12 protein-coding genes are annotated in these 12,928 nt (G+C 71.4%); 4 read left to right on the forward strand and 8 right to left on the reverse strand.

Features of this window, described 5'->3' with window-relative positions; genetic code table 11:
- Together DZF91_RS35185 and DZF91_RS35190 are read right to left on the reverse strand one after the other, a co-directional pair.
- A partial coding sequence (locus DZF91_RS35185; protein WP_117361361.1) for an MFS transporter occupies positions 1–867 on the reverse strand: 867 nt, incomplete at its 3' end.
- Positions 864–1,493, reverse strand: coding sequence for a class I SAM-dependent methyltransferase (locus DZF91_RS35190; protein WP_117361362.1), 630 nt, complete (start codon positions 1,491–1,493; stop codon positions 864–866). The genes DZF91_RS35185 and DZF91_RS35190, both read right to left, overlap by 4 nt.
- 100 nt (positions 1,494–1,593) lie before the next feature.
- Here DZF91_RS35190 and DZF91_RS35195 point away from each other — a divergent pair, with 100 nt between their 5' ends.
- Positions 1,594–2,736, forward strand: a complete 1,143-nt coding sequence (locus DZF91_RS35195; RefSeq protein ID WP_117361363.1) for an NADAR family protein — start codon at positions 1,594–1,596, stop codon at positions 2,734–2,736.
- On the opposite strand, the gene DZF91_RS35200 is transcribed toward DZF91_RS35195, so the two are convergent.
- The 6 genes from DZF91_RS35200 to DZF91_RS40725 all read right to left on the reverse strand — a co-directional run bounded on the left by DZF91_RS35200 (position 2,702) and on the right by DZF91_RS40725 (position 8,461).
- Complete coding sequence (locus DZF91_RS35200; protein ID WP_117361364.1) at positions 2,702–3,628, reverse strand: MerR family transcriptional regulator; 927 nt, start codon at positions 3,626–3,628, stop codon at positions 2,702–2,704. The two genes, DZF91_RS35195 and DZF91_RS35200, sit on opposite strands and share 35 nt — an antisense overlap.
- 46 nt (positions 3,629–3,674) lie before the next feature.
- Positions 3,675–3,896, reverse strand: coding sequence for a PLDc N-terminal domain-containing protein (locus tag DZF91_RS35205; protein WP_199487112.1), 222 nt, complete (start codon positions 3,894–3,896; stop codon positions 3,675–3,677).
- Positions 3,897–4,501: 605 nt separating this feature from the next.
- A complete protein-coding gene (locus DZF91_RS35210) occupies positions 4,502–6,688 on the reverse strand; it encodes a hypothetical protein (RefSeq protein WP_117361365.1) in 2,187 nt (728 codons plus the stop codon).
- The gene (locus tag DZF91_RS35215; protein ID WP_117361366.1) at positions 6,688–6,927 is read right to left on the reverse strand and encodes a hypothetical protein; all 240 of its coding nucleotides are present in this window, start codon (positions 6,925–6,927) and stop codon (positions 6,688–6,690) included. The genes DZF91_RS35210 and DZF91_RS35215 overlap by 1 nt, the downstream gene beginning before the upstream one ends.
- Positions 6,928–7,119: 192 nt before the next feature.
- Entirely contained in the window at positions 7,120–7,392 is a 273-nt protein-coding gene (locus DZF91_RS35220) for a WXG100 family type VII secretion target (RefSeq protein WP_117361367.1), read from the reverse strand.
- A gap of 286 nt (positions 7,393–7,678) precedes the next feature.
- The gene (locus tag DZF91_RS40725) at positions 7,679–8,461 is read right to left on the reverse strand and encodes a hypothetical protein (RefSeq protein ID WP_158588116.1); all 783 of its coding nucleotides are present in this window, start codon (positions 8,459–8,461) and stop codon (positions 7,679–7,681) included.
- A 190-nt stretch (positions 8,462–8,651) separates the two neighbouring features.
- On the opposite strand from DZF91_RS40725, the gene DZF91_RS35230 reads away from it, so the two are divergent.
- From DZF91_RS35230 to DZF91_RS40730, 3 genes are all read left to right on the forward strand, one after another.
- Positions 8,652–8,900, forward strand: a complete 249-nt coding sequence (locus tag DZF91_RS35230) for a type B 50S ribosomal protein L31 (RefSeq protein WP_117361370.1) — start codon at positions 8,652–8,654, stop codon at positions 8,898–8,900.
- Positions 8,901–9,315: 415 nt separating this feature from the next.
- A complete protein-coding gene (locus DZF91_RS35235) occupies positions 9,316–11,088 on the forward strand; it encodes an acetyl/propionyl/methylcrotonyl-CoA carboxylase subunit alpha (protein ID WP_117361368.1) in 1,773 nt (590 codons plus the stop codon).
- 498 nt (positions 11,089–11,586) lie between these two features.
- Entirely contained in the window at positions 11,587–12,855 is a 1,269-nt protein-coding gene (locus tag DZF91_RS40730) for a hypothetical protein (protein WP_158588117.1), read from the forward strand.
- The last annotated feature ends 73 nt before the right edge of the window (positions 12,856–12,928 follow it).

The raw sequence follows: 12,928 nt of genomic DNA on the forward strand, positions 1-12,928 counted from the left end.
GACCCCCGCCGCGACCGCCCCCATCGGGCCGAGCCGCCGCGCGAGCGCGCCCGCCGCCACCGCCCCCGCGACACCGCCCACCCCTTCGGCCGCCACCAGCGCCGCGACCGCGCGCGTGGGAAGGCCGAGCGTCACCCGGCCGAGGTAGACGATCAGCGTGTCAACGGCGAGGCACAGGTTCACGGCCACCTGCACCACCGTCACCGCCAACAGCGGACGGCACCCGACCAGAAACCGCACCCCATCGGCGAAGTCGCGCCCGACCCGTCGCAGAGAACCGGAACCGCCTCGTGCGCGCGGGGACGGCCTGGCGCGGGAGACGGCCAGGAGGGACGCGCACGAAACGAGGAAGGTCCCGGCGTCGAACAGCAGCGCCGTCCCGATGCCCGCCGTCGCCGCGACCAACGCGACAGCCGCCGGACCCGCGACGGCGGCGAGCTGGGCCGCCGTCTCCATGACCGCGTTCGCGCGCAGCAGGCCCTCGTTGGCGAACAGATCCTTCAGGGACGCTCCGAGCGCCGCGTCGAAGAACACCGTCGCGATGCCCGCGACGACGGCCGACGCCAGGACCACGGACAACGACGCCGCGCCCGTCCACGTCATGACGGGCAGGGCCACGAACACGCCGGCGCGGACGACATCCGCCACCACCAGGACGTTCCAGGCGTTCCACCGGTCGACCAGCGCCCCCGCCGGGACGCCGACGACCAGGTACCCGATGCCGCGCGGCGCCGCCGCCAACCCGGCCGCCAGCGGATCGCGCGTCAGCCGCAGCACCAGCAGCGGGACGGCCAGCACCGCCAGCCCGTCCCCGAGCAGCGACACCGCCTGCCCGCCCAGGAAGACCCGCCGGGCCGCCCCCGTCATTCAGGGCGGACGGCCAGGATCCGGAAGCTCACCCCGAGCCGTCCCCGCTCGACCTGCTCGACCCGGAAACCGGCTCGGCGCAGCATCGGCCGCGGATCGCGCGTCAGGTGGTCCGCCGAGAACCGGACGACCAGCGGCTCCACCGCGCGCATCAGCGTCCGGACGACGAGGTTCGATGACGGCCCGTGCTCGGCGAGGACGAACCGTCCGCCCGGACGCAGCATCCGGTACGCCTCCCCCACGGCCGCGTCCGCGTCCGGGATCGAGCAGAGCGTGAACGTGGAGACGACCGTGTCCGCGCACCCGTCCGGCAGGCCGGCGCGCTGGACGTCCCCGCGCCGCAGCTCGACCCGGTCGCCGAGCTTCTCGTCCCGCACCCGCTCCCGCGCGACCGCCAGCATCGCCTCCGACAGGTCGATCCCGACGACGGACACGACCTCGTCCGGGTAGAGCGGCAGGTTCAGGCCCGTCCCGACCGCGATCTCCACGACCCGTCCGGCCGCGCGCCGGGTCACCCACGCCCGGCTGCCCGGGAACAGCCACCGCTCGCAGGTCGCCATCTGCCGGTCGTACCGCCCCGCGATGGCGTCGAACACCTCCAGCACGCGCTCGTTGGTGATCCGCACGCGAACCTCACCTCCGCACCCGGCGCCCGGGCTCCGCCCCCGATCTTCTCCCCGGAACGTCCGCACCGCCCTTGCCGAAACCGGCCACTAGGGTGCGGGCATGTTCTGGAGAGGCCCGACCCGCCGCGTCGTCGCCGGCGAGACGGTGCCCGGCGTCTGGTGCCACGTCTGGGTGACGCGCCGCTCCGCCACCCGCCCCCACGTCGATGACCTGTTCGTCTTCGCCGACGGCCTCATCGGCTGCGACGGCACGGGCCTCGACGGCACGGACGTCGAGGGCCTGCGCCGCCGCCTCGCGGACGGGCGCGTCCTGCTCCACGACCCCGAACGGTCCGCGCCGGCCACCGAGCCGGAGCGTCCGCGCTGGTCGGCGCGGTACCCGGAGCCGCTCACCGCCGACGGGTTCGTCGCCGAGGTCCTGGACAGGATCGCGGAGCTGAACGACCGCCCGACGACGGCCGACCGCTGCCACGACGCCATCCGCCGCTGGCGGCGCGAGCCGACCGAGGCCAACCGGCGGCTCGTCCGGAACGCCTACCTCGCCGTCCCGGCGCACGAACGCGTCTTCCTCCTCGGCGACATGGACCTCCAGGACATTCCCCTGCGCAGGCTCGCCACCGACCCGGGGCAGCCCGTCTGCGGCGACGGCCCGATCGCCACCGAGGAGATGTACCTCCAGGTCAAGGAGTATTTCGACGCGGGCGACCGGGGCGAGGAGACCTACCGCGCGAAGATCGCCCTGCGGCACGCGGACGACCCGGCCCCCACACCCGCGGTCATCCTGAACGAACGCGGCGGGCCGTCCGGCGACGTCCTCGACGACGCCGTGCTGCGCAACGAGTTCCCGTCCCCGCTCACCTACCGCGGCCAGACCTACCGGACGGCCCTGCACGCCTACTGGGCCCAGGCCGTGGCCGCCCCCGACGACCACGACCGGGTCCGCGACGCGGAGACGGCCCACGAGGCGCAGGAACTCGGCGGCTCCCGCCCGCTGCAGCCCGACTGGCCCGCCCGCCGCCTCGCCGTCATGACCGACATCCTGCGCGCCAAGTTCGCCCAGCACCCCCCGATGGCCGCGATCCTGCTGGCCACCGGGGACGCCCCCCTCAGCTACCAGGGCTACTCCGAGTCCCCCTTCTGGACCGACCGGGGACCCCGCGGAGGCCGCAACTGGATGGGTCGGCTGCTGGAACTCGTCCGCTCCGAACTCAACCGTCCAGCCGAGCCCGCAGCGCGGCCGTGAACCAGTCCATCACCGGCGCCATGTCCGGCTGCTCCGGCCACCCGTTGATCTTCCCGAGCAGCGCCCAGTACCGCGCGGCCCGCGGGTCGTCCGCCACCTCCAGCCGCCGCATGACGCTCCTCCTGTACTCGGGCGAATCCTCCGCGCCGAACGTCTCGGCGTAGCGCGCGAGCAGGCCGTCCACCACCGGCGCGGCCTCCGGCGACCCGGGGGCGATCCCTGCCGCGAGCGCCGCGCCGACCTTCTCGGCGACCACCCGCGTCAGCTCCTGGTGCAGCTCGGTCTCGTCGTTCTCCGCCTGCAGCTCCGCCATCCTCCGCACGGACGCCCGGAAGTCCTCGTCCCGGACCAGGTCGGCCAGCTCGATCCACGCCTCGACCTGCTCGGGCTCGGGGTCGTCCGGCAGCTCCGGCATCGCGCTCCGCATCATCGCGACGAACGCCGGGTTCCCGTCGAGCCCCCGGAACGTCGCGTCGATGAACTCGTGGATGATCGCGTTCCGCTCCTCGGCGGACGACCGCGCCAGGTCATGCATGATCTTCAACTCCTCAGGGTCGGATCCTCGTCTCGCCACCGCCCGCAGGACCGCGCGCCGCAACCGCAACGTCCGGATCTGCGCGTCCAGCGCCTCGGCGTGCACCGCCGCGATCTCCGGCAACGTGACGCCCCGCTCCAGCAACCGCCGGACGGTCGCCAGGTCCACGCCGAGATCCCGCAGCGTCCGCACCAGCTCCACCTTCGCCAGCGCGCGCACGTCGTACAGCCGGTGACCGGCGTCAGTACGCCGGGCAGGGGGCACCAGCCCCTCATCCGAGTAGAACCGCACGGTCTTCACCGACAACCCGGTGCGCCGCGCCAACTCCCCGATCGAGAAGACCAGTTCCTCTGCCATGCCCCAACCCTGGGGCCTCCAGTAACCGGAGATGCAACCCCGTTCCTCAGCCGCGCTTCTTCCGCCCGAACAGGAAGTACGCCAGAGGCCCGACGAAGTTCACGAACGCCGCCGTCCGCCACAACCGCTTGGAACCCCGCACCTCGTCATCGTCCCGCCGCCGCAGATCCAGCAGCGTCGCGATCGCCAGCCCCCACTGCACCACCGCCGACCCCACGATCATCCGCCGCTGCCGCGAGCTCAGCTCACCCCACGACTTCTTCCCCACCGGACCTCCCCTCTCCGACCCCGCCTCACCTCGGACGCGGCGTACACCCATGGATCTCCCCGAACCGCCTCTCCGCAATCCGCATGAACGCGATCATGTCCGCCACCGCATCCCGCCCCCGAACAACCGGCGCAAAATCAATACTGATCCATGGACGTCGTACCCCACAAGCAAAAGCAGCGACAACGAGATTTTTCCTGCCAGCCACCCCACCACTTGGGTCGATTACAGTAAACCCGGAACCCAGTTCCTTCGGCAGTGGAAGCGGAGAGCGTTCTCTCCAGTTCATGCGCTGAGTGGTAACTGCGTGATCGGCGCGATCGAAGGACCAAGTTATTCCCACCGGGGCTTCACCGCTAGGAGTGAAACCCAGACACAGGCCGTTGTTGACCTGCCGCCCATCCCAAGACGTTCGCAAGGGAGTCCCTGGGACTCCCACCACCTGTCGGAGCGCCTTCTCCGGCACCAAGTCGCAAATATAGGGGCCGCTATCGATTATGGAAGGGAGAACGGCCGGGAAATCTCGATTGGAGTCGCCAGCGTTCGCACACGAAGACGGAAGAAGCATCACCGCAGCAATTGCAAGAGAGGCGATCTTCATCGTCTCAACTCGTGAAACTAGGCGGCAAATGCTCTCCGCCTTCGTTACCGAAATGACTCGCCACTTCTTTCTGCCCCTGCTCCAGCGTTGACTGCATCACCCTGTCAGCCGAGTCCAGCCGAGCATGAACCGCGGCCCACCGCAGGAAGGCAGAGAGGTCTTCCCTGCCAAGCGATTCCAAAGATTTCATTTCTGGCCGATCCCCACGGTTCGCAAAGGATTTACCACGCAAATCATTTCCTCCAAAACGACCATGCTCTGCCATGGAGGAGGCGATCATTTGGGTGAAGAGGCGTTGGACGGCTTCGGTGTTGCTCTTCGGGGTCAGGAGGGTCGGGTCCGGTTTCTCGGCCAGGCGTTGGGTGATCCAGTTCTCCAGGACGCCCGTGAGGCGGCCGGTGACCTTGGCGCCGGCGGCTTCCGCGCCAGGGACCGCGGCGGCCTTGCTGTAGAGGGAGGCGACGGGAATGAGGCCGACCAGTTGGTTCACGCGCTGGGCCAGCTCCGCGTTGACCTGGTCGAGGCGTGCTTTCTCCGCCTGGACGCTTCGGGTGCGGGCCTCCACAAGGCGGCCGAACATCCAGCCCTCGCTGGGAAGGATGTCCTCCAGGTTCCGGGTCAGGTCGCCGCCCTTGGCGACGGCGCCGTCCACCGCGAGCCGCGCGTGGACGATCTGGGCTTTGAGAAGGGTGTCGTACGCGGCGGCGTCGCGGCAGATGTCCAGGAGCGCGTAATCCAGGTCGCCGTTCCCCAGGCCGGATTTGCTGGGTTCGGTCGTGTAGTGGAACTCCCGGTAGACGGAATGCAGTTCGTCCATATGACTGGCCAGGACATCCGCCATGGCCGGACGCAGCGCGGAGAGGTCCGAAACGGCATCGCCGTTGACGCGCATCTCGTTCTTGCCGACCTCGGGCGTGAAGTAGGACCGAGCGGTGTCAGCGAGTGCCTTGGCGGCTTGGAGGGCGAGGGTGGTGGAGACCTCGTCCTGGCCGGTGGCGGCTGTGCGGAGGGCTTCGCCGAGGGACTTGCCGTGGTCGGTTCTGCCCCAGTCCCCGCGGAGGTCGTGGACGAGGTAGTAGAGATCGGAGTCCTTCGTGATGGTGGCGTCTTTGGGGGAGAACGGGCCGTGCCATCCGCTGATGAGGGACTGGGCGGCGTCCCGGCCGGAGTGGGCGGCGGTTCGCAGGAGCGGGGAGAGGATCTCGCGTTGCGGCGGCGGGCCGTTCTTGCGGCCCAGGAGACCGCCCTCCTCGCGGACGACCTTGGTGGTTCCGGCGTCCAGGGCGTTGCCCAGGTGGAAGTAGCCGCTCAGGTCGGTGACGACGTTCGGGGAGTTCTTCCGCTGCTGACGGTCGTAGGCGATCATGTCGTGGCCGACGACGCGGAAGAAGGCCGGGGAGAATCTGGCGTCTCCGCTCGCGCCCAGGACGCTCGAAACGGCCTGGTAGCCGTCCACCTGGTTGCCGGGAGGGGCCTGCGGCGGGAAGTGGGCGCGGCCGGTGTCGCGGAGTTGGGTGAGGAACTGGTCGCCCAGGTAGCCCTTGCTCTGCGGGTCGGTCGTGTAGGACAGCGCTCGGGCCAGGGTGGCGAGGGCGGTGCGGGCGTTGGCGGCGTCGGCGTTGATCTTGCCGTCGCCGACGTGGTGGAGGCTGCCGTCGGCGGGTTCCAGGTTCATGTCGCCGGCGAGTTGCTTGGCCAGGGCGACGGGGATGGAGACCAGGCCGCCGGGACCGAGGGAGGCCATCAGCGCCTTCGCGAAGGCGGGGGTGACGTCCTCGGGACGGATGCGGTTCAGCTCGTCCCAGGCGGAGCGGTCTCCGGCGGCGGCCCGGCGGAGGACGTCGGCGACCCGGATGCCCTCGTACTGGGCGACCTGGTCGGTGAAGCGGTCGGGAAGGGTCAGGTAGGTGCCGTCCAGGCCGCAGAACCTGAGGGCGCCGGGCTGGCGGTCCATGTCGTGCGCGAGCAGGTTGCGGCGGCGCAGGTCGGACGCGGCGTCGGTGGCCCAGGCGGCCAGGCGGCGGATCTCCAGGGCGGGGGCGGTGGAGACGCCGGCGGCGTTCAGGGTCTGCCAGAGCTGGTCGGCGAGGGTGGCGAGGGCGGGCGCGGCGCGGGTCATCTGGCGGGTCATCTGCTCGAACTCGGCCAGCTTCACGCCGCAGGTGTCGGGGCTGAGCCAGGCGTCGCCCATCAGAAGGCCGGCATGTTCGACTTGTCGCGGAGCAGTTGGACGGCCCGGGCGAGCTGGGCCTGCAGGCGGCGTTCGGCGTCCTCCAGGCGGGCCGCGAAGCCCGCGGCGGACGCGCCGCCCACCCACGCGTGGTCGGCCATGGCCTGGCGCGGCCCGGACAGCAGCCGCCAGTGCTCGTCCGACAGGCTCTGCACCCGGCCGAGGAGCATCCGCAGCTCCAGCGCGTCAGGTCCGCTCATCGTCACCCTCCGTCGTCCCGTGCTCGACTTTCGCACGCGAGGCGGCGCGCGCGACGGCCCGTTCCCGGAACGTGACTCCGTGTCGTGACGGATGTCCGGCATGTCTCGCGGAACGGGCGGGTGCGGGGTGTGGCGGGTGCGGGTCCCGGCCTCGGGGGGATGGGCCGGGACCCGCGGTCCAGGGGGCCGCGATCAGCGGGTGGCGGCCTCGATGTTCTGCTGCGAGCGCTTGATGTCCTGGCTGCCCTCCTCGAGGGCGAGCGCCATCTTGTCGAAGGCCGTCTTGGCCTCGGCCCACGCGCTGCGGAACCGGTCCGCGCCGGGCCCCCACCACACCTCGGTGCTGCTGACGGTGCGGCCGTTGAGGTCCTTGATGAGCGCGTCCAGGTTCCGGGAGTGCTTGCTGAACATCCGGGACAGGTCTTCGAGTGCCCCGATGCTGGCGCCGCGCTTGTCACCGCTCATGCTTCGACCCTTTCGTCGCTGCTTGCGATCGCTGGGCCACGTCGGACGGTCGCCGCCTCGCCGTGGCGCGTTCTCCGGGCCCCGAAGAATATGCCCGCAGCCTACGCCCCACCGATCACCGGAAGCCAGACGCACAACGGTCTTCCCGCACCGTTTGGCCCCCATTCCGGTTGGCTTGGCCTGGCCGGATCCGGCCATGAACACGATTTCCGGCGTGTTCGCCCATCGCATTCTGACCCATCCCTTGACCCCCGTCCCGACCTGGCGAAAGGGCCGGGCCGGGCGGTCAGAAGGACGGCGGCGTCAGGGTGATCGGCGGGACCACGGGGACCGGGACGGGCGGCGGCGTGGACGTCGGCGACACGGGCGCGGACGGCGTCGCCGGGCTGGTCGGCGTGGTCGGCGTGGCGGACGGGCTCGACGGCGTCGGGCTCGGCGTCGGCCCCGTCGGGGACGGGGACGGCTCCGGCGTGGCCGGGGCGGGCGCGGACGGCTCGGACGGCTCGGGCGTCGGGCTCGGCTGCTGCGGGGACGGCTCGTCCGTCGGGTCCGGGTCGTTCACCGGGCGCGCCCCCGGGTCGGTGACCCGCTCCCCCACCAGGACGAGCTGCCCGCCCCGCCGCTCGAACTCGAAGCGGCGGCGGACCGACTGCTCGATCCGCCCGTTCCCGTAGCTGAGGTCGGTGTGCTCGGTCACGTCCAGGGTGATGCGGTCGCCGTGCCGGACGGCGCGGTCGGCGGACAGCCGGGTCTTCGCCTCGACGTACGCGGGACCGCCGGGGACGGGCGCGCGGTTGCGGTTCGTCAGCTCCCGGACGGCGCGTTCCTGGTTCTCGGCGAGGTCCGGCGCGATCTTGACGCCGAGCACCTCGGTCGGGGGCCGGCGGTCGTGCCGACGGCGTTCCACCAGGGTCTGGGAGCGGAAGTCCAGCAGGGCCCCGGCGGCGACGGTGAGCTGCCGGGTCGTGTCGGCGTCCACGGACGGGCGGCTGGGCCGCGCCGAGGACGGCACCACGACGCAGACCGCCAGCGCGGCCAGCAACACCGCCCGCGACCAGTGCCGAACCATGCTTCTCCCTGCGAAACTCCGCGGATCCCCGCAGAAGATACACCGCTTGATCAGCCTCCCGGGAGACCCGATTCGGGCGGACGGAATGAAAACCGTTCCCGTCTGGTTGTACGGGGCGTCCGCGATGCGGGCGGGGCGAACCGCCCGGAGCACCGCGGCCGATGACCACCCGTCCACCCTGGAGGCGACCATGAAGCAGAGCATCCACCCCGAGTACCGGCCGGTCGTGTTCCGCGACCGCGGCGCCGACTTCGCGTTCCTGACGCGCTCCACGGCCACGTCTACCCAGACGGTGACCTGGGAGGACGGCAACACCTACCCGGTGGTGGACGTCGACGTCTCGGCGGCGAGCCACCCGTTCTACACGGGCCGCAGCCGTCTGGTCGACTCCACCGGCGCCGTCGAGAAGTTCAACCGCCGCTACAAGCGCGAGAACTGATCCGCGCACCGCGAGAACCGACCCGCGCCACTCTCCGAAGCCCCCGGCCGACCATCCGGCCGGGGGCTTCGGCATGCCGATCCGGTCCCGCCGTCGCCGCTGTCTCGCAGATTGCGGTCAGCAAGACGGGCGCTTCGGCGCCGCGCCGCTCCCCGGTCTCACGGCAGCCTCTGACAAACGGACCCTCTGGCCGTCCGTGAAGCCTGGCAGGTAGCCCTCACCTGGGGAAATGCGTGAGACTCGACTGATCCACTCGTCGCGGTCCCGCTCGACATCGGGACGGGCGCGCTGTCGCCCTCCTGGCACCGCGCGGGAGGCGAATCGTCCCGGTTCGCGAGCATAAGGAGGGGCTTACCGTCGGCGGGCCCGGGACACTTATCTAGACTGCGCGTGCGAGTCGAGGGAGGAGACCCACGTGCGCAAGGTCCTGATCGCCAACCGCGGGGAGATCGCGGTCCGTATTGCCCGTGCTTGCCGTGACGCCGGGTTGACCAGTGTCGCGGTGTACGCCGAGCCGGACTTGGACGCCCTGCACGTTCGGGTGGCGGACGAGGCGTACACCCTGGGCGGCACCACCGCCGCCGAGTCCTACCTGGACATCGAGAAGCTGCTGCGCGTCGCCGCCGACAGCGGGGCGGACGCCGTCCACCCCGGATACGGCTTCCTGGCCGAGAACGCCGACTTCGCCGCCGCGGTCGAGAACGCCGGGCTGACCTGGATCGGCCCGCCCCCGGCGGCGATCACGGCGCTCGGCGACAAGGTGCAGGCCCGGCACATCGCGCAGAAGGTGGGCGCGCCGCTGGTCGCGGGCACCAAGGACCCGGTGTCCGGCGCGGACGAGGTCGTCGCGTTCGCCGAGGAGCACGGCCTGCCGATCGCGATCAAGGCCGCGTTCGGCGGCGGCGGGCGCGGCCTGAAGGTGGCCCGCGAGCTGGGCGAGGTCGCCGAGCTGTACGAGTCGGCCGTCCGCGAGGCGGTCGCCGCGTTCGGCCGCGGCGAGTGCTTCGTCGAGCGCTACCTCGACAGGCCCCGGCACGTCGAGACGCAGTGCCTGGCGGACAAGCACGGCAACGTGGTCGTGGTGTCCACCCGCGACTGCTCGCTGCAGCGCCGCCACCAGAAGCTCGTCGAGGAGGCCCCGGCCCCCTACCTGTCCGACGAGCAGGTGGACCTGCTCTACAAGTCGTCCAAGGCGATCCTGCGCGAGGCGGGGTACGTGGGCGCGGGCACCTGCGAGTTCCTCGTCGGGCAGGACGGCACGATCTCGTTCCTCGAGGTCAACACCCGCCTGCAGGTGGAGCACCCGGTCACCGAGGAGGTCGCCGGGATCGACCTCGTCCGCGAGATGTTCCGCATCGCGGCCGGCGAGGAGCTCGGCTACGGCGACCCTGAGCTGCGCGGCCACTCCATCGAGTTCCGGATCAACGCGGAGGACGCCGGACGCGGCTTCCTGCCCGCCGTCGGGACGCTCACCGACTGGCAGCCGCCGTCCGGGCCGGGCGTCCGGCTCGACTCCGGGTACGTCAAGGGGCAGACCGTCCCGCAGCAGTTCGACTCGCTGATCGCGAAGCTGGTCGTGAGCGGCGCGACGCGCCGGCAGGCGGTCGAGCGGGCGCGCCGGGCGCTGGACGAGTTCGTCGTGGACGGCATGCCGACCGTCCTGCCGTTCCACCGCCGCGTCCTGGACGACCCGGCGTTCGTCCCCGCCGAGGACGGGACGCCCTTCTCCGTCCACACCCGGTGGATCGAGACCGAGTTCGACAACGACATCGCGCCGTTCGCCGGCCCCGCCGCCGCGGACGACGAGGACGCCCCGACGCGGGAGACCGTCACCGTCGAGGTCGGCGGCAAGCGCATCGAGGTCACGCTGCCGTCCGCGCTGGGCGTGTCGGCCGCGCCCGCCGCCGCCAAGGCCGGTCCGGCGCGCCGCCGCGGGGGCAAGAAGTCCGGAGCCGCCGCGCAGGCGTCCGGCGACGCCCTGGTCTCGCCCATGCAGGGCACCATCGTCAAGATCGTCGCCGAGGACGGCGCGACCGTCGCCGCGGGCGACACGGTGGTCGTGCTGGAGGCCATGAAGATGGAGCAGCCGCTCACCGCGCACAAGGCCGGAACCGTCACCGGGCTCTCCGCGGCCGTCGGTCAAACCGTCTCCAGCGGCGCCGTCATCTGCGAGATCAAGGACTCCTGACCTCCGGTCACCTCCCGTCCGAGGTGTGCGGCGAACCGGTTCGCCGCACACCTCGTCTGCTTCCGCCGGTGGGGGGCCGGGCTGGGCCACGCCTCCGCTTCGCCCTGGTGCTCTCAGGACGGCCTTGGCCCCGTCGCACGGTCAGGGCTGCCGGATTGCCGTCACGGCGCTTCTGTGGCCATATGAGGCGTCATGGCCCACGTGTGCGGCTTTTCTCGCCTACGCGCCGCGAGCGTTCGGGCACGGTCGGACGAGAATCGGGGCGGATTCGCTCATCGGTACATGTCGGGGCCGGTTTGAGGGTTGAATGGCGCGAGTGTGACGAAGGTCTCAGCGATTCATGGGGAGTCGGGGGGCGGGGCGGAACGTCCATGGGGCTGAGCTCGTCTTATCCAGCAAGGAGGCACACTGAGAATCATGAGATCCGAAAACAGGCCACGGCGCACGGCCAGGCGTGGTGTTCTCGCGGCGGGAGTCGCCGTACTGACCGTCCTGCTGGTGAGTCTGTGGGGGACGGGGGCCCGGGCGGACGACTCTCCGAGTCAGATCGCCAAGGGCCTGATGAGCTCGCGCGTGTACGTGGACAGCAGCGTCGCGTCTCAGGTCCCGTCCTCGGACGTGGCCGAGATGAACGCGGCTCTCAACAAGAACTCCAAGGCGGACATCCGCGTCGTCGTCACCGACGGCAACAACTCGCAGTCGGGGACGGTGGCGGCGCTGCGGGCCGTCGCCACCCGGGTGGACAAGGGCAAGGTCTACGTCGCCATCGCGGCGGACGGCAAGCACATGCTGGCCCTGACCAAGAAGGGCTCCTACCTCTCCCCGAAGGACGCCAACAAGCTGGTGGCGGAGGTGTCCGGTGAGCCGCTGAAGCAGCGGGTGATCGACTTCTCCGACCGTGCCGAGAAGAAGGCGGCCGACAAGGAGAAGTCCGGGATGGTCGGCGCCTTCGTGCTGCTGGGCGTCCTGGTGCTGGTCGTCGCCGGCGCGATCGCGGCGTTCGTGGTGGTGCGCAAGCGCCGCCGGACGCGCCGGGAGCGCGAGATGGCCGACCTCAAGCGCGGGGTCGAGGAGGACGTGACCAGGCTCGGTGAGGACATCGCCGCCCTGGACCTGAACGTCATGGACCCGAGCCTGGACGCCGCGGCGAAGTCCGAGTACGAGCAGGCGATGAACTCCTACGACGCGGCGAAGACCGCCACCGAGCGGGCCGCCCGTCCCGAGGACATGCAGGCCGTCACGACCGCGCTGGAGGACGGCCGCTACCACATGACCGCCTGCCGCGCCCGGCTGAACGGCGAGCCCGTGCCCGAGCGGCGCGCGCCCTGCTTCTTCAACCCGCAGCACGGCCCGTCCGTCCAGGACGTCATGTGGGCTCCGGCCGGCGGCGCGCCGCGCTCGGTCCCGGCCTGCGCGGCGGACGCCCAGGCGGTGCTGGCCGGCGGGCAGCCCGACGTCCGCATGGTGCCCTACGGCGACGGCCGCCGTCCCTACTGGGACGCGGGCCCGGCCTACGCGCCCTACGCGGGCGGCTACTACCAGTCCTACGGCGGCATGGACCTGCTGTCCGGGATGATGATCGGCACCATGCTCGGCTCGATGATGGGCGGCGGCTGGGGCGGTCACCACGACATGATCGGCGGTGGCGGCGGCGACGGAGGGTTCGGCGGCTTCGGCGGCGACTCCGGCGACGCCGGCGGAGGCTGGGACTTCGGCTCCGGCGACTTCGGCGGTGGCGGCGACTGGGGCGGCGGAGGCGACTGGTAACCCGTCCTCCCGCCCACCGAGCGACACCCAGGTTTACCGAGTTCCGGCCCGCGTCCCCCGAGGACGCGGGCCG

The organism is Actinomadura logoneensis (assembly GCF_003428695.1).
Taxonomy (GTDB): Bacteria; Actinomycetota; Actinomycetes; order Streptosporangiales; family Streptosporangiaceae; genus Spirillospora; species Spirillospora logoneensis.